This is a genomic window from Methanoculleus horonobensis (assembly GCF_001602375.1).
GTDB lineage: Archaea > Halobacteriota > Methanomicrobia > Methanomicrobiales > Methanoculleaceae > Methanoculleus > Methanoculleus horonobensis.
This window is the reverse complement of record NZ_BCNY01000007.1, coordinates 96,546-113,357: the sequence shown is the minus strand read 5'-3', so window position 1 is coordinate 113,357 and position 16,812 is coordinate 96,546. Positions and strand designations below refer to the sequence as shown.

Below are 16,812 nucleotides of genomic sequence, written 5' to 3'. Positions count from 1 at the left end.
TCGTTTCCCCTGCAGCGGGGATAGGCCTGACCGCGCTAAATCGAAAACTCCGATTCCCACCCTTCGGGTGCTCACGCTTCGGTTCTCGCACTTCGCCCGAGACCTCGTTGCTCTCTGCCCTAAGGTTCATGTGCGGGAATGCCGACATATAGCCATGCACCGGCGCGTGATCACCTTCTCAAAGAACGCGTTTCTCCCCTTAACGACGGTCTGCCAGAACCACTGCGGCTACTGCTGTTTCCGCACCCCGGTCGAGGAAGGGTGCGTCATGCTGCCCGACGAGGCCATCCGGACACTGGACGCGAGCGCGGCGCTCGGGTGCACGGAAGCGCTCTTCACCTTCGGGGAGCGGCCCGGCGCGGTGCCGGGCTTTGCCGCAGAACTGGTGAAACTCGGCTACGCGGATATCCTCGACTACGTCTACGACCTCTCCCTCGCGGCCATCGAGCGCGGTCTTTTGCCGCACACCAACGCCGGCATCCTCACCTACGCCGAACTCGACCGGCTCCGCAGGGTGAACGCGAGCATGGGTCTGATGCTCGAGACGACCGCGGACGTTCCGGCGCACAGGAACTCCCCGGGAAAAGACCCGGCGGTCAGGATAGAGATGATCGAGAACGCCGGGAGGCTCTCGATCCCGTTCACGACCGGCATCCTGCTCGGGATCGGCGAGACAGAGGACGACCGCGAGGAGTCGCTCCGGGTCATCGCCGACCTCCACCGGCGGTACGGCCATATCCAGGAGGTTATCGTCCAGAACTTCTGCCCGAAACCCGGGACCGCGATGGAGGGTGCGGCGGTTCCCGGCCCCGACGAGATCGGTGCGGCGATCCACCTCGCACGCGAGATCCTGCCTCCGGACGTCGCGGTGCAGATACCCCCGAACCTTGCGGACGCATCCCGTCTCATCGGGTGCGGCGTGGACGACCTCGGCGGGGTCTCCCCGCTCACCATCGATTACGTCAACCCGGAGCACCCCTGGCCGCAGATCGACGAACTCCGGCGGATCGCCGGGGACGCCGAACTCCGCGAACGGCTCTGCATCTACCCGCAGTACATCGAAAAAGGCTGGTACTCCCCCCTGCTCGAGCCCCTCATCCGGCGGCTCGCGGAGAGGATTGCCGCACCCGGCCGGGGCGCGGGTGCATAACCTCATGACAAATCCCGGACAACAGATACCAGGAGATCCGACCATGAAACAGGCTGACCTCCTCTACACGGGGAAGGCTAAATCCGTCTACCGCACCGACGACCCGGACGTATACATCATGAGGTTCCGGGACGACATCACGGCGTTCGACGGTGAGAAGAAGGATACCCTGAGCGGCAAAGGGAGATACAACGCAGAGGTCTCGACCTTCATCTTCAGGTACCTGGAAGAGCACGGTATCAGGACACATTACCTCGAGAGCATCGAGTCCGGCGTCATCGCCGTGCGGAACCTTGAGATGATCCCGCTCGAGGTGATCGTGAGAAACGTCGCGGCCGGCTCGATCGTGCGCAACTACCCGTTCCGGGAAGGAGAACCGCTCGACCCACCGTTGATCGTCATCGACTACAAGAGCGACGCACACCACGACCCGATGTTAAACGACGACCTGATCTACGCTCTCGGTCTCGCCACACCCGAGGAACTCGACCAGATCAAGGCAATGGCGCTTGCAATAAACGAACTCCTCTCGGATTACCTCAACCTGCGCGGCATCACCCTGGTCGATTTCAAGATGGAGTTCGGTAAGTACAACGGCGAGATCGTCCTCGGCGACGAGATCAGCATGGACTCGATGCGGCTCTGGGACAAGGAGACCGGGACGTCTCTCGACAAGGACGTCTACCGCTTCAACAAGGGGGACGTCATGGAGACCTACGCCGGCGTCGCGAAACGGATCCTCTCCCCGCCCTGGGGCGAGCCTGCATGAAATATACCGTAGTCATCACCATCGGACTCAAAGAGGGGATGCTCGACCCCGAGGCGCGTGCCACCCGGCACGCCCTCGCGAACCTGATGTTCCCGACCGATGACCTGACTACGGCGCGGCTGTTTCGGATCACGCTCGATGCACCGGATGCTGCGGCGGCACGGGAGGAGGCGGCACGGATGTGCGAGCTGCTCCTCGCGAACCCGATCATCCACGACTACACGATTGAGGTCGAGTGAGGCATGCGGTTTGGAGTGGTGCAGTTCGGCGGCAGCAACTGCAGCCGGGACGCCTACCACGTCCTCGCGGACGTCTGCGGGGTCGAACGGGAAGGGGAGGTCATCCGCCCCCCGATCGGCCATGCGGAGGGGCGATACGTCGCCCCCGACGAGGTGCTCGCGCGGCCGAACCGCGAAGGGCGGGTTGCGTTCCGGTTCTGTGACGAGCACGACAACGTGAACCCCGAGAGCAACCCGAACGGGTCGGCGGAGAAGATCGCCGGCGTCCTCTCCGCGACCCGGAACGTGCTCGCGATGATGCCGCATCCCGGGCGGGCGAGCGAGCCTGTGCCGGATCGGATGACGGAGTCAAAATCTTTAACTCGGTGATAGCCTATATCGAAGAGTACAGGCGCCGATAAGTTAGACAAATGGAGTTTTACTATGAGTGAAGAAGGAATCGAAGAGGCGCGGACCAGGGCAAAGGCATACGCGAAGGATAAAGGATTCATCTTAAACGTCGACGAGAAGCAGCTCGAGGCCGTCCTCCGCGGGCTCGCCCGGAACAAGGAGCGGTTCGGGGAGGCATACTGCCCCTGCAGGCTCCGGAGCGGCGACCCCGAGAAAGACCGGATCATCGTCTGCCCCTGCATCTACCACGAGAAAGAGATCGAGGAGCAGGGAACCTGCCACTGCCGGCTGTTCTTCAAGAAGGGCGAATAACTTTTTTTTGGCGTTGTGAAGCCCGTTCGGGGTTATCTGTACGCTGTTCGACGGGGGAAGCGTGCGTGAGGCCTGATGTGGGCGGACTCATTCCCCTTCGCACCTTTGGTGCTCAAGATCCGGCCCCATCGGGGAGGTCGCTCATCTCTTAAACGTCCTTCCGTGCCTGAGAGCGCTGTAGACCGCATAGAACCCGACGACGACCGCGGCGGCATAGCCCAGCGTGGCGAGGAGCGTGAGGTACTCGGGGATCGGAACCTGGTCCATCCTCAAGACCAGCGACGAGCCCGCGACGATAGCGCCGACGACCACCGCGACGATGATCTTGTCGCTCGTCCGATCGATGACGTTGACGATCTCGGTGAGATCGTGGTCTTCGAGCTCGATCTTGACCGTCCCTTCGGAGAGGGTCTTTAAGGTCTCGTTCACGTTCCCGGGGATGGCGAGGAGGCTTTCGGCCGCACCGATGACCGACTGCACCGCACCCGTCACGTTATCGGGGGAGAGCCGTTGCGCCGTAGCGATCTCGAGGAGGTACGGCCGGATCCTCTGATCGAAGTTGAAGGAGGGATCGAGCCGGGTGCCGATATCCATCACCATGACGATCACCTTCATCATGATCATCAGGGTCGGCGGCACCCGGATACGGTACCTCCGGAGGGTCTCGGTCAGGCCCCGGATCGCCGTCCCGAAGTTCACCTGCTCGATCTTCGTCTCCCGGTAGTCGAGCAGAACCACGTAGAGATCGTCTTTCACCGCATCGAGCACCGCCGGGTCGATCCGGACGTCGAGTTTCTTGAGCGCCGAGATCACCCCGGCAACGTCCGTCAGGCTCATGGCGAGGAGGAGATCCACGAAGACCCGCCGCCGCTCCGGGCGGAGGACGCCGACGAGGCCGTAGTCGAGAAAGACGATCTCCCCTTCGCAGGTCACGAGAAGGTTGCCCGGGTGCGGGTCGCCGTGAAAGAACCCGTCGACGAAGATCTGCTTGATGTAGGCCTCAAACCCTGTCGCGGCGACCTCCTCGGGGAAGAGGCCGAGCGACCGGAGCGCCTCGACGTCGTCGATGCGGACACCTTCCACGTAGTCCATCGCAAGCAGGGAAGGGCCGGAGAGATCCCAGTGGATGCGGGGGATCTTCACGCACGGCATCTCCGCGAGGTTCCGCTTGAGGCGCTCCGCGTTCATCCCGTCCTGGGTGAAATCGAGTTCGCGCCGGATCTGGGTCGCGAACTCGTCCACCATCCCCTCCGGGTCGTAGACCCGGAGGTCGGGGAAGAGCGAGTTCGCCCGCTTGGCAAGCGAGCGCAGGATCGTAAGATCGGTCTCGATCAACTCGACGATCCCCGGGCGCTGCACCTTGAGGGCGAGAACCCGGCCGTCCCTCGTCACGGCGCGGTGCACCTGCGAGAGCGAGGCCGACGCGACCGGCTCCGCCTCGATGATGTCGAAGCATTCCTCGAGATTCTTGCAATGCCGCGCGATCACCGGCCGGATCTCGTCGTAGGGGAGCGGGGCGACCCGGTCCTGCAGCCTCTGCAGTTCCTCGACCAGCTCCGGGGGGAGGAGTTCCCGGCGGGTGCTCATGATCTGGCCGAACTTGACGTAGGTGGGCCCCAGTTCCTCGATGGCGAGCCGGATCCGCTCGTACACCGACCGGCCGTCTTTCTGGGCTCTCCCGATCCCTCGCAGCCGTTCCCCTCCGGGAACGACCCCGTCGACGAGGATCCCGAAACCGTATTTGACCAGCACATCGGCGATCTGCCGGTAGCGCTGGAACCGGGTGACCATCGGGGATGAATCCGCACTCCCGGTACTTAAGGGATGGGGCGGGTCATCCCCGGGCGGGGAGCCGACCCCGCAGGAGGGACTTCCAGGGGTAAGGGACGAGGAGGAAGAGCGGCACGGCGAGGACGATCGCGACCGGGATCGTGGCGAGGCCGAGCGTCAGCGTCGTCATATCGGCGATCCAGCCGGTAACCGAGACCCCCAGCCCGCCCACGCCGACCGCGAGCCCGAGCATCAGGCCGGAGACCACCCCGACATTGCCCGGAGCAATCTCGTGCGCCATGGCGACGGTGACGGCGAAGGTCGACCACAGGATGAACCCGAAGATCATCAGCGCGACGAGCGAGAGAATGCCGCCGGTCGTGAGGAATACGATGAACGGCGGGATGGCGGTGACGAGCCCGATGATCGTGTACTCCTTGCGGCCGTAGCGGTCGGAAAGCACACCGCCGACGACCTGCCCCACGACCCCGGCGATGAGCGTGCCCGAGACCAGGATGTTCGCGGTCACGAGGTCGAACCCCCGCATGGTGAGGATGGTGGGGAGGAAAGCGACCGAGCCGAATATGGCCCAGGCCCGGAGGCCGGATGCCGCGACCAGGAGGGCGATTGCCCGGTAGGAGGGCCTGGTGACGGGAGCGACGGGTGCCGGAACAGAGCGACGGTCGGGGGCGGGCAGGATGCGCCGGAGCACCACAGCCACCACGAGGCCGGGAACGGCAAGTACAGCGAGGCCGGGCAGGCCCATGAGGCCGACGGCGACGCCCGCGCAGATGGGGCCGATGGCGTAGCCCAGGTTGCCGCCGATGACAAAGTAGGAGGTGATCCGGCCCCGTTTTGCATCACCGGTCAGGCGGCTGACGGTGCCGAGCGCGCTCGGGTGGAAGAAGGCGTGCCCGAGCGCCGCGACGGCTACGGACGCGAGCACGAGATAGTAGTTGTCGAGCAGCCCGACGATGGAGATGAAGATCGCGCTTATGGCGACGCTCGTGCCGATGTGGACGGCAAATCCCCGGGTGTCGAAGACCCAGCCCACGAGCGGCTGCACGAACGACGACGTAAGGTTGTAGACCGTGACGATCAGCCCGGCGAGGAAGAACGAGTAGCCCTGGTCCGCGATGAGGAGCGGCAGGATTGCGGGGAGGACGGGCGAGTAGAGGTCGGTCACCAGGTGGGCGGCGGAGAGCCCCCAGACGGATTTGGTATTGGAGGTCACGGTATTAGATCCGCCTTAAGTGTATGACCTCAACGGTAATATCCACTCGGTCTTTGCGGTGGTGCGCAAACGTCCGCTTCATCGGGAACGCGCACCGGATAACCTCCTCGATCGCCGCACGGCCTTCCGTGTAGGCGGCGACGAACGGGGTCGAGCCTTCGTTGAAGATGCCGTAGACCTCCCCCGCGAGTTCGAGCGCCCGGTCGATGAACGGCCGGTCGGCGTGCGCCTTCTGTGCCCCGAACGGCGGATTCATCACGACGGTGTCGCAGGCGAGCGCGTCCCAGTCGACGCCGGGATCGCGGACGTCGGCGACCAGGAACTCGACGGAGACGCCGAGTGTCTCCGCGTTCCGCCGGGCGACCTCGATCGCCGCCGGGTCGATCTCGATTCCGGTCACGGTCGAGGCGCCGAGGAGCGCCGCGCCGCAGGCGAGGATTCCCGTCCCGCACCCGAGATCAGAGACCACTCTTCCCTCGATCGCCCCTTGCATCGCGGCATGGTGAAGGAGGCGGGCCGCCACCGGCGCCGGGGTCTGGTACTGCTCGAGCCGGGCGGTCGGCCGCTCGAACCCCGCGAGGCCCTCAAGCCGCATCTCAAGTTGCCGCAGGTTCATGGCGCAAGGTACTCGTCGATGGCATAATCGTCCCAGTCCCGGGCGCCGCAGAGGATCTCGAACTCCGGCGGCGTCAGCACCGGGACGGGGAACCTGACCTGGTCGTCGTAGGCGAGCCGGGGGCAGGCGGTGTTCACGTAAGCCCCGAATCCAAGGTCGAGCATCTCGCCGGGCGAGACCTCCCGCATCGCGACCAGGAACGCCCGGTCAGAGAGGCCGGCGAGCCTTCGCGCGAGGTTCATCCGCTGCTGCCCGCTCTTGGTGCTGACAAGGATCCCGTAGTTCGCGGCGTCCCGCGCCTTCTCCATCACCGCGGCGCGGCGGCGAACCAGGCGGTCGGCGTCCACCTCCTCTCCCTCGCCGGTGTAGGGGTCGAGCGCGACGACGCGGGCCCGGGTCGCGAGCCGGATCCCGATAGGGTGGAAGACCCCTGTCCCGACGAAGAGGATCTCGTCCGCTCCCGTCGCCCGGGCGGCGGCGAAGTTGCACCCGAGCACCTGCCCCGGGATCGGCGTCCGGCCGTCGCCGGGGGCGACGACCGCCTCGATGCCGTGGTCGGCCAGATAGGCCGTCATCGCGCCGAGCAGGTGGACGTGCTGGACGGTGGTGACGAGACCGATGCGGCGGCCGGTGAGAAGAGGAAGGGCCTTTTCAAGCACGGTTACGTCGAAGTCGAACCGGACGGGTTCGTAGAGCACGTTCGGCCGCTCCTCGACCGGAGCGTGGCCGAAGTGCACCAGGACCTCCGCATATCGGAGTGCGTCGAGCGCGAGGTCGCATGCCCCGTAGCAGGGGTCGCCGCTGACGATCACCTCGAACCCCGCGTCGCGGAGGGCGGCGGCCGTCCCCGGCGCCTGCCGGGCGAGCCCGGCGGGGAACTGGAGGGCGACCGACCGCACCCCGCGCTCGCGGAGTCTTCCTATGAGATCAGAGACAGGTATCAACGACACGCACCTGCGTCTCGGAGACCTCGATCTTCACCAGGGTCTTGAGCGGCCGGCCGATATCCTCGTCGCCGCGGGAGATGACGACACAGATGTCGGCGATCTCGGCACCCGTCTGTTCGATCGCGCTGATGAGGGCGCGGAGCGTCCCGCCGGTGCTGCAGACGTCGTCGATGATCACGACCCGGTCGCCCGGAGCGACGCCGTTCAAGTAGAGCTCGCCTTTCGAGTAGCCGGTTGCCTGGTGCACCGCGACCTCGCCGGGGAGGCCGTAGGGGCGTTTCCGGACGACCACGAGAGGGATGTCGGTCATCATCGAGAAGGCTACGCCGATGTGGATGCCCATCGCCTCGCAGACGACGATCTTGTCGATGTCTTTGAGGTCGAGGTTCCGCACCATGGCGCACCCGATCTCGCGGAGGAGCGCGGGCTCGAGGAGCGGCACCCCGTCGGTGATCGGGTTGATGAAGTAGTTGTACTCTCCCCGCTTCATGACGGGGGAGGTTTCCAGCGAATGAATCAGGCGTTCAAGCATCTATATCACCCATATCTACAAGGAACTGCTCGACGACGTCGCGGGTGACGTGCGGCATGCAGACGATCCGCATATGGCTGTTCCGGGTCGTCGAGACCCGCCAGCCGGCAGGCACACGGTCGCAGGAGAACGTCGCCACGTTGACGTCCGGGGTCACGGCTCTTTGGTAGCCGAGCGTCTCCATCCCCTCGATCAGCCTTCGGGTGTTCTCCATGCACCCGGCGACCACCGCCCGCATGCCGTCCATCCCCAGGTACTCGAGGACGGCGACTGCCGCGGCCACCGACGCTCCCGGCCGGGTTCCGGCGAGGGTGCACTCCCGCTTCACCGTCAGGTAAGGGGTATCGACGTTGAGGCACGCGAACCATTCCGGGTTCCGCGTGAGGAGACAGCCCGCCGGGATGGTGCTCATCCCCATCTTGTGGGGGTCGACGGAGATGGAGGAGACGCCGGGGAGGCTGAAGTCGAACGGGACGGGGCGGTCGATGAACGGGACGACCATCCCGCCGAACGCGGCGTCGACGTGGAGGAAGACGTCACGGTCGAGGGCGATCTCCGAGAGCCGGGCGATGGGGTCGACCATGCCGTACTCCGTCGTCCCGACGACACCGACGATCGCGATCGTATTCCGGTCTATGAAGCCGTCGACCGCCTCTGCGTCCATCCGGAACCCGGCGTCAAGCGGCACCGTCCGCATCTCAAGCCCCAGCATGTCGCAGGCCTTCATGAACGAAAAGTGGCTCGACGCCGGAATGACGATGTTCGGGGACTTCACCGGCTTTTGCTTCTTTGCTATCCGGAGCGCCTGGATGTTCGACTCGGTTCCCCCGGAGGTCGCGTACCCTCCGGCGTCCGCATGGTGCATCAGGGTACCGAGCCTCCGGACGAGGAGATCCTCGAGCGCGGCCGTCCCCGGGAAGAGCCCGGGGTCGCCGAGGTTGGTCTCGAGGAACATGGCGTGCGCCCGCGCCGCGACCGGGTGGGGCGGGGTGCACATCGAACTTAAGATATTCCGGTAGCCGAGATCCTCCCGCCGTTTCGACGAGAGGAAGGAGAAAAGGTCTTCCTCAGGGCAACCCACTTCACGCATTTCTTCTCGCCGCATCAAGGAGAATCTGCTGCTCTTTCCGCGCTACGGCCTCGCGGATGCGGGGGACCGCATCGATGTTCGCCGAGACGCTGGAGATGCCGTGCTCGACGAGCCATGTGACCATCTCGGGGTCGGAGCCGGCCTGGCCGCAGATGGAGCACTCGACGCCGTTCTCCCGGCAGACGCTGATCGCGTAGTCGATCAGCCGGAGCACGGCGGGGTGCTTGGGCTGGTACATATCGGCGACGTGCTCGTTGTTCCGGTCGATTGCGAGCGTGTACTGGATGAGGTCGTTCGTCCCGAACGAGGCGAACCGGATCCCGGCCCGGATGAAGTCCTCGACCAGGATGGCGCTGCTCGGAACCTCGATCATGACGCCGAGGGTCGCGTTCTCCACGTCGACGCCCCACTCCTTCATCAGCGCCCGGGCTCTGACGAACTCGTTCGGGTGGTTGACCATCGGGAACATCACGCCGAGGTTGTCGTAGCCCGCCGCCCAGAGCCGCTTGAACGCCTCTATCTGCAGGCGGAACTGGTCGGGGGTCTGGAGATCACGGCGGATGCCGCGCCAGCCGAGCATCGGGTTGTGCTCGATCGGTTCGGTCTCTCCGCCCACCATGTTGCGGAACTCGTCGGTCGGGGCGTCGAGCGTCCTGACCCAGACGGGCTTACCCGGGAAGGCGTCGAGCACCGTCTTGATGCCGCCGTAGAGTTCGGCGATGAAATCTTCCTCTGCGTTGTTCGCGATGTACCAGCCGGGGGTCTTGTTCAGGCCGAGGATGAGGTGCTCGATCCGCAGGAGGCCGACGCCGTCCGCGCCGGTGGCGGCGGCACGCTGTGCGGCCTCAGGGAGGGAAACGTTCACCTTGACGAGGGTGCCGGTGATGACCGGGGCGGCCGCTGCCGCCGCCGGTGCGGCTGCCGGGGCCGCTGCTGCCGGGGCTGCGACGGCTCCCTCGTAGATGATGCCCTTCTCGCCGTCGACGGTGACGATCTGGCCGTCCTTGAGCAACTTGGTCGCCTTCTTGGTTCCGACGACCGCGGGAGTCCCGAGCTCGCGGCTCACGATGGCCGCGTGGCAGGTCATGCCGCCTTCGTCGGTGACGATGGCGCTGACCCGGCGCATCGCCGGCACCATGTCGGGGTTGGTCATCTTGGTGACCAGGATGTCGCCGTCCTTGACGCCGCTCGTGTCCTTGACGTCGCGCACGATGACGACACGGCCGCTCACGACGCCGGGGGATGCGCCCTGGCCTTCGACCAGCACCACGCCGAGGGGGCCTTTCTGCTGCCCTGCGGCCCCGCCATGCGGGATCTCGGGGCGCTTTATCGTCGTTATCGGCCGGGACTGGAGGATGAAGAATTCGTCGCCGACGATCGCCCACTCGACGTCCTGCGGGACGCCGTAGTGGTCTTCGGCAATCTTACCGAGCGTTGCGAGGCGCGCCACCTCCGCGTCGGAGAGGACCGGGGCAGTGCGCTGTTTCGCGGAGAGTTTGACGGTCTTCGTCCCGTGCCTGCCCTCCGGCACGATCATGATCTCCTTCTCGGCGATCAGGCGGTCGACGACCCGCTCGGAGCGCAGGTCAAAGACGTAGTTGTCGGGAGAGACGCTCCCCGAGACGACGGCTTCCCCGAGACCCCAGGAACCCTCGACGATCGTCAGGGGTTCGCCGGTGACGGGATGGGAGGTGAACATGACGCCGGACTTCTCCGAGCCGATGAGTTCCTGGACGACGACGGCGATGTTCACGCTCCGGTCGTCGAATCCCTGTTTCGCCCGGTAGTAGATGGCGCGCGCGCCGTACAGCGAGGCCCAGCACCGCTGGACAGCGTCGAGGAGGTCGGTCTCCCCGAGGATATTGAGGAACGTCTCCTGCTGGCCGGCAAAACTGGCATCAGGCAGATCTTCGGCGGTAGCGCTCGAACGGACGGCGACGACCGTTCCGTTCGCCCCCATCCGATCGTATGCTTCGACGATATCCTGCCGGATCTGGTCGGCCATCTCGACGCCGAGGACGATATCCTGCACCTCCCGGGAGACCGATTCGAGCGCTCCGTTGTCGTCTACGTCCAGACGCTCCAGTTTGCGGAAGAGTTCTTCTTCGATCCCGGTCTCGATAAGAAACCTTCGGAACGCCTGGGCGGTCACCACAAACGCCTTCGGCACAGGCAGGCCGATGGCCGTCATCTCGCCCAATGAGGCCCCCTTTCCACCTACAGAAATGATATCTTCCTTTTTTATTTCTTCGAGCCACAGAACGTTGGGCATTTCCTTCATGCTCGCACCACACATATACTTCTCACCATTACATAAAAGATTTCGGAGGAAAAAGCATCAATACATATGATGTTGAATTAGTATGGGTTGAACCGTGAAATATAGAGTGCTGGTCAGCGACCCGCTGGCAGAGGAAGGGATCGACATCCTGAAAGAATTCTGCGATGTGGATGTCAACACCGGGCTGACCGAGGATCAGCTTGTTGCTATTATCGGAGACTACGATGGTCTGCTGGTGCGCTCGGGAACAGAAGTGACGGCGCAGGTCATCGACGCGGGAGCAAAACTCAAGTTCATCGGCCGTGCCGGCGCCGGGGTCGACAATATCGATACGGATGCGGCGACGAGGAGAGGCATCATCGTTGCGAACGCCCCCGAAGGAAACACCCTCGCGGCCACGGAGCACACGATGGCGATGATGCTCTCGCTCGCGCGCAATATTCCCCAGGCGACGGCGTCCCTCAAAAAGGGCGAGTGGAAACGCTCGAAGTTCATGGGCGTCGAGCTGAACGACAAGGTTCTCGGTATCGTGGGATTCGGGCGTATCGGGCACGAGGTGGCGAAGCGGGCACAGGCGATGGCGATGAAGTGCATCGCCTACGACCCGTTCATCACGAAGGAGAAGGCGGCAAGCCTCGGCGTGGAGATGGTGCCGCTCGACGAACTCTTCCGGAGAGCCGACGTCATCACCGTCCACACGCCGCTGATCAAGGAGACGCGCCACGTTATTAACACCGAGACGATCGCGACGATGAAGGACGGTGTCCGGCTGATCAACTGCGCCCGCGGCGGGATCATCGACGAAGCGGCCCTCGCAGACGCGGTCGCGAGCGGAAAGGTCGCCGGTGCGGCGCTGGACGTCTTCGAGAACGAGCCGCCGACGGACTCACCGCTCCTCGGGCTCGATAAGGTGATCGTCACCCCGCACCTCGGGGCGAGCACGGTCGAGGCGCAGAAGAACGTCGCGATCTCGGTCGCGAACCAGTGCATCAGCGTCCTCTCCGGCGGCGCGGCGAAGTACGTGGTGAACGCACCGATGATCCCGGCGGAGCAGCAGGCGCTGGTCGAGCCCTACGCAATGCTCGCGCAGAAGATGGGCAGGCTCCTCATCCAGCTCACCGAAGGGCGGCTCGAGTCGATCGAGGTCACCTACGGCGGCGAGGCTGCTCAACTGCCGAATACCAAGTTCGTCACCCGCGTGATCTTAAAAGGCATGCTCGACCCGATCCTCCAGGTGCCGGTCAACATCGTGAACGCGGAGTTCGTCGCGAAGGAGCGCGGCATCCGGATGAGCGAGACGACGACCGAGGAGGCGCAGGGGTTCAAGAACATCATCACCATCATCGCGAAGACCGATACGATGACGGAGACGGTAAGCGGGAGCGTCTCGGGCCCGAACCGCGCGCGGATCGTGAGCATCGGCGGCTACATGACCGACCTGACCCCGACCGGCCACGTGGTCATCTCCCGCCACACCGACAAGCCGGGCGTCATCGGCAAGGCCGCGACGATCCTCGGCCGCGCGAACGTGAACATCGCGGGGATGCAGGTCGGCCGCCACAAGCCCGGCGAAGAGGCCCTGATGGTTCTCACCGTCGATTCTGCGGTGCCGGCCGACGCGATGGACGAGATCAAGAAGATCGACGGCATCCACACGGCAAAGCACGCCGAGATCTGATCCGTCCGATCACCCCCACCCCCCTTTTTGCCGCGTGCCGGCCCCCGATGCGGCGGAGCCGGGACGGGGCGGTTTTCGGCGCGTGGCAATAATTTTATACCCGGAGCACCAACCTTATGGATCGTCGGGCAGACACGGGCTCGTGGTCTAGCTGGTTATGACGTCGCCTTGACATGGCGGAGGTCCTGAGTTCGAATCTCAGCGAGCCCATCACCGTTTTTGCGAAACTTTGCTTCTATAAGGTTCTTTCCGGAGAGGATATTCCGGACGAGGCTATCGATGAATCGGGAGATGTTTCTCGCGTTTTCATGCAGGCAATCGTATACTTCCCGTGAGATTGTGATGTGCAATATCAGGCTATCGCGTTTATTTTTCGATTTACTCTTCATAATATCACCTCTGCCCTTGCCCCATGGGGTGTCCGGACACTCGCACCGGAATACAGACATCCTGGTTCGCTGGTGATATTGTAGCACGGGCTAAATATGATGACAGCCTGAGCCACTTAGCCAGAAGGCAAGGGATCTACTCGCACCCTCGATGTTCCAAAAAGGGTATTAAAAGAATGTTATTTCGTGTGCAGTTTTCTATGGCAGTTGGGGCATACAACAAGTAGATTCACTTTTCGATTATCTGCCGGATCCCGATTTTTATGGTGAATGTCGGGTTTCAGACCCTTCAAAGAGGTATGGCATTTCTCACATTTCCCCTTGCACCTAAGCAGAATTTCCGTTTTAATACTTTGAGGGATAGGTACGCGTTTTTTCTTCTCATCGAATTGATCAATGGTGTTTAATCCTGTAAAACCCAAGCCCTCCCAGGTGATCTTTGGCAACACCGGCTCTTTAATCTTCGGAGTTTTCGGCAAGGTGAGTTTAGGTAACTTAATTGGTTCTAAGTCAAAGGGATCCTTTTTCCTTCGAGTAGCCATGCCAACACCTAGTCCTTATGGTATCTACCCATAATCTGCCCTTTTTTTCCCTTATTGGTAGTCCTTTGCCGAATGCGGAAATCTGCATGTGTTTTTGGGTTGTTAATCCTTTCCTTTGCCATAATTATTCCACCAGACAATGAGCAATAACCCATTCGAGTATATAAAAATAGACACCTGAACTTTTTGAGTGAATATTCCATTTTACTATAAGCAAACAAAATCAGAATAGATGTCAACGAATAGCATAAGCACTCACTCCTGGGACTAATTCATCTGGCATGCAACACCAGATTCATCCCCCGGCCAGCATATCCACATACATCCCTCAAACATTTAAATATTTCAACCATCTACGTATATCCATGGGCACGATCACCCTGAGCATCGATGACGGAACGGAGCAGGACTTCCGGAGGCTGGTCGAGAAGATCCTCGGGAAGCGGAAGGGAGCGCTCGGCGAAGCGGCGACCGAAGCGATGAAGATCTGGATCCGGGAGAAGACGCAGGAGGAGGTTGCACAGGACGCTCTCGAACTGACCAAAAAGGCGTACCATCTTGGGGCACGGAAGTATACGTCGAGGAAGGACCTGTATGACCGGTAGCCCGCCGCTCATCGACACGAACATCCTCGTCTACCTCTTCGACGCGGACGCACCTGAGAAGCGGCCCATATCGAAGGATCTCGTTACGGCGTGCTGGGAGTCGGAGATGCGCTACTCGGTCTCGGTACAGAACCTCGCGGAGTTCTCGGTGGTCGTGACCGAGAAGGTCGAGAACCCGATGCCGACGGAAGACGTGCAACGATTCATCCGGGACATCCAGGACTTCGAAGGCTGGAACGTTGTCGCCTACAGCAGCGAAACCATCCTCTCCGCCCACGAGATCCGTGACAGGCACAACGTCCACTTCTGGGATGCGCTCCTCGTCGCAACGATGATCGAGTCCCGGATCGGCACGATAATCACCGAAGACGCGCACCTCCAGCGCATCCCCGGAATCACAGTCGTCAACCCGTACCGGGAAGGGTGAGCGGACCGCAGGTGTACCTCCTGCCGTTCATCCCCGTCGCACCCGACAACCCTACTTCTGCAGCCTCTCCAGGAGTTCGTCCAGCCGTGAATAGGAATCCTTCATGCCTGCCTCCATATCGGACTCCATCATCCCGTCGCGGTCTTCAACCGAGAGGAAGACCGACTGGCCGGTAAACTTCGTCCGGTTGCCGGGCAGTTCCTCGAACTTCGCCACATCCAGGGCGACGTGCCCGGACTCCGGGAGCCCCTCGAACTCGAAGGTCTGGATGATCCGCTCGGGCGGCGTCAGATCGTGGTTCACCCCATGGAACCCGTACTCGTTCCCCTCCTCGTCCGTCTGGACGTACCTCCAGCGGCCCCCGTTCCGCGGCTCGAACGTCTCTATCCTCGTAGTGAGACCCCGCGGGCCGATCCACTGCTTGAAGAGTTCCGGATCGGTGTGGGCCCGGAAGACCAGTTCTCGCGGGGCGTCGAACTCCCGGACGACGAACATATCCTGCTTTCCGGGCTCCGCCGTGATCCGGGTGGGGTTCCGCTCTTCCCGGGCCGGCTCTTCGCTCTTCTGGAGTTCCTGTGCCATTCTGTTCATCTCCTTTTGCACCCCCTGGGGGGCTTCATCTTGTTTATAGATTATCGGCCGTCCCGACGGTGTCGGATTAACGGCACACTCTTCATTGCAGCGGTTCTCGCCGCACCCGCGACTCCCCGAGCAGCCACCCCGCGTACGGAACGCCGGAGAGGAGCCGCACGCCCGCATAACTCCCGAGCACCGCCGCGATGAAGACCACCGGGTAGGTCGGCCAGTCCGCCCACGCGAGCCCCGTAAGCGAGGCCCAGAGACTCGCAGCGGCGGCGATGACGAGCGGGTGGACGAGGTAGATCCCGTAGGAGTGCTCCCCGAATGACCGGGTGGCAGCCGCCGGGCGGCCGGCCGTCTCCTCCAGCCGCCAGGCCGCGAGGACGAGCACCGCGATGACCGGGACGTAGTAGAGCGGCTCCAGGATCCGGTAGATGCAGAAGACCGCGAGCGTCGTGCCCGCGAGGCTCCCGTAATGGATCACGCTCGCGATCCAGATCCCGCCGAGGAGGAGAGCGCCCGCACCGGCCGCGGCGAGAACCCACCCCGGCGGGATCGACCGGAGGGCCGAGCGGCAGTCATCAGTATGCCGGGCAGCGTGGATGCCGAGGACGAAGTAGAGGAGGTGCGACGGAAAGAGGCGGATCAGGGCTGTGTACCACTCCGGACCCGCGAACGCTCCCGCGAGGTGGGCGCCCGCGTTCCAGAGGATCTGGACGATGAAGAGGGCAAGGAGGAGGAAGAGCCCCGCACCGACCCGGTCGATCCGGTCGTAGCCCCGCACGATGAGCGGGAAGAGAAGGTAGAGCTGGATGATCAGCACGAAGAACCAGAGGTGGTAGGCCGCGTTCCCGAGGAGGAGGGCTTCTGCCACCCTCTCCGGAGAAGGCACCCCCGCGAACCCAATCGTCGCCTCGACCGCGACCAGGAGGTAGAACGCGGTGAAGAAGAGGTAGGGGGGAAGGATCGTCTTCGCCCGGCGGCGGTAGAACTCACCGGGCGAGTAGTCGCCCGCATACCGCGCCGCGAGCACCCACCCGGAGACGAAGATGAAGACGGGCACGGCAAAATGGGCGGCGATATAGATGAAGACGTCGAGGAGGGCGAGCGGGTTCACGGCGGGGATCCGGGTGTAGTTCATCGAGACATGGACGGCGATCACGGCGAGGGCGGCAAACCCCCGCATGTACTCGACCTCCCGGAACCAGACCACCGCTGCCACACCTCTCTATCGCCCGCAGGACACTGGATCATCGCAGGCC

The 16,812-nt window shown here is 63.3% G+C and carries 17 protein-coding genes and 1 tRNA gene; 9 read left to right on the top strand and 9 right to left on the bottom strand.

The annotated features are described in order from the left end of the window. Window positions 1-154: 154 nt before the first annotated feature. The 5 genes from cofG to MCUHO_RS01095 are packed head-to-tail and all read left to right on the top strand — an operon-like array spanning window position 155 to window position 2,860. Entirely contained in the window at window positions 155-1,150 is a 996-nt protein-coding gene (cofG, locus tag MCUHO_RS01115; RefSeq protein ID WP_067072462.1) for a 7,8-didemethyl-8-hydroxy-5-deazariboflavin synthase CofG, read from the top strand. 43 nt (window positions 1,151-1,193) lie between these two features. Then, window positions 1,194-1,919, top strand: coding sequence for a phosphoribosylaminoimidazolesuccinocarboxamide synthase (gene purC / locus MCUHO_RS01110; protein WP_067072460.1), 726 nt, complete (start codon window positions 1,194-1,196; stop codon window positions 1,917-1,919). Beyond that, complete coding sequence (gene purS / locus MCUHO_RS01105) at window positions 1,916-2,158, top strand: phosphoribosylformylglycinamidine synthase subunit PurS (protein WP_067072458.1); 243 nt, start codon at window positions 1,916-1,918, stop codon at window positions 2,156-2,158. Before purC ends, purS begins: the two co-directional genes overlap by 4 nt. Before the next feature lie 3 nt (window positions 2,159-2,161). After that, entirely contained in the window at window positions 2,162-2,527 is a 366-nt protein-coding gene (locus MCUHO_RS01100; RefSeq protein WP_067072456.1) for a phosphoribosylformylglycinamidine synthase subunit PurQ, read from the top strand. A gap of 54 nt (window positions 2,528-2,581) precedes the next feature. After that, complete coding sequence (locus MCUHO_RS01095; protein WP_067072454.1) at window positions 2,582-2,860, top strand: ferredoxin-thioredoxin reductase catalytic domain-containing protein; 279 nt, start codon at window positions 2,582-2,584, stop codon at window positions 2,858-2,860. A gap of 141 nt (window positions 2,861-3,001) precedes the next feature. On the opposite strand, the gene MCUHO_RS01090 is transcribed toward MCUHO_RS01095, so the two are convergent. From MCUHO_RS01090 to ppsA, 7 genes are read right to left on the bottom strand one after another with little or no spacing between them, the layout of a single operon-like run. Next, window positions 3,002-4,651: an ABC1 kinase family protein gene (locus MCUHO_RS01090; protein WP_067072452.1), complete on the bottom strand. Its 1,650-nt coding sequence runs from the start codon at window positions 4,649-4,651 to the stop codon at window positions 3,002-3,004. Between the two features lie 43 nt (window positions 4,652-4,694). Then, window positions 4,695-5,864: an MFS transporter gene (locus tag MCUHO_RS01085; protein WP_067072450.1), complete on the bottom strand. Its 1,170-nt coding sequence runs from the start codon at window positions 5,862-5,864 to the stop codon at window positions 4,695-4,697. A gap of 4 nt (window positions 5,865-5,868) precedes the next feature. Continuing rightward, window positions 5,869-6,480 (bottom strand): METTL5 family protein, encoded by a 612-nt coding sequence (locus MCUHO_RS01080; protein WP_067072448.1) that lies wholly within the window; start codon window positions 6,478-6,480, stop codon window positions 5,869-5,871. After that, on the bottom strand, window positions 6,477-7,430 hold the full coding sequence (gene dph2, locus MCUHO_RS01075; protein ID WP_067072446.1) for a diphthamide biosynthesis enzyme Dph2: 954 nt from the start codon (window positions 7,428-7,430) through the stop codon (window positions 6,477-6,479). The genes MCUHO_RS01080 and dph2 overlap by 4 nt, the downstream gene beginning before the upstream one ends. Then, window positions 7,408-7,959 (bottom strand): hypoxanthine/guanine phosphoribosyltransferase, encoded by a 552-nt coding sequence (hpt, locus tag MCUHO_RS01070; RefSeq protein ID WP_067072486.1) that lies wholly within the window; start codon window positions 7,957-7,959, stop codon window positions 7,408-7,410. The genes dph2 and hpt overlap by 23 nt, the downstream gene beginning before the upstream one ends. Then, window positions 7,952-9,049 (bottom strand): tyrosine decarboxylase MfnA, encoded by a 1,098-nt coding sequence (gene mfnA / locus MCUHO_RS01065; RefSeq protein ID WP_067072444.1) that lies wholly within the window; start codon window positions 9,047-9,049, stop codon window positions 7,952-7,954. The genes hpt and mfnA overlap by 8 nt, the downstream gene beginning before the upstream one ends. Further along, window positions 9,042-11,330 (bottom strand): phosphoenolpyruvate synthase, encoded by a 2,289-nt coding sequence (gene ppsA, locus MCUHO_RS01060; protein ID WP_067072488.1) that lies wholly within the window; start codon window positions 11,328-11,330, stop codon window positions 9,042-9,044. The genes mfnA and ppsA overlap by 8 nt, the downstream gene beginning before the upstream one ends. A gap of 94 nt (window positions 11,331-11,424) precedes the next feature. Here ppsA and serA point away from each other — a divergent pair, with 94 nt between their 5' ends. The 4 genes from serA (at window position 11,425) to MCUHO_RS01040 (ending at window position 14,971) form a co-directional block, all read left to right on the top strand. Continuing rightward, window positions 11,425-13,008 carry a phosphoglycerate dehydrogenase gene (serA, locus tag MCUHO_RS01055; RefSeq protein WP_067072442.1) on the top strand — a complete coding sequence of 528 codons (1,584 nt, stop codon included), beginning with the start codon at window positions 11,425-11,427 and terminating at the stop codon, window positions 13,006-13,008. Window positions 13,009-13,144: 136 nt separating this feature from the next. After that, window positions 13,145-13,218: transfer RNA gene (locus tag MCUHO_RS01050), tRNA-Val, on the top strand. Between the two features lie 1,086 nt (window positions 13,219-14,304). Continuing rightward, on the top strand, window positions 14,305-14,544 hold the full coding sequence (locus tag MCUHO_RS01045; protein WP_067072440.1) for a hypothetical protein: 240 nt from the start codon (window positions 14,305-14,307) through the stop codon (window positions 14,542-14,544). Further along, window positions 14,534-14,971: a PIN domain-containing protein gene (locus MCUHO_RS01040; protein ID WP_067072438.1), complete on the top strand. Its 438-nt coding sequence runs from the start codon at window positions 14,534-14,536 to the stop codon at window positions 14,969-14,971. Before MCUHO_RS01045 ends, MCUHO_RS01040 begins: the two co-directional genes overlap by 11 nt. Window positions 14,972-15,022: 51 nt before the next feature. Here the strand turns inward: MCUHO_RS01040 and MCUHO_RS01035 are convergent, their stop codons facing one another. Beyond that, complete coding sequence (locus MCUHO_RS01035; protein WP_235808110.1) at window positions 15,023-15,562, bottom strand: SRPBCC family protein; 540 nt, start codon at window positions 15,560-15,562, stop codon at window positions 15,023-15,025. 82 nt (window positions 15,563-15,644) lie between these two features. After that, window positions 15,645-16,772: an acyltransferase gene (locus MCUHO_RS01030; protein WP_235808109.1), complete on the bottom strand. Its 1,128-nt coding sequence runs from the start codon at window positions 16,770-16,772 to the stop codon at window positions 15,645-15,647. Between the last annotated feature and the right edge of the window lie 40 nt (window positions 16,773-16,812).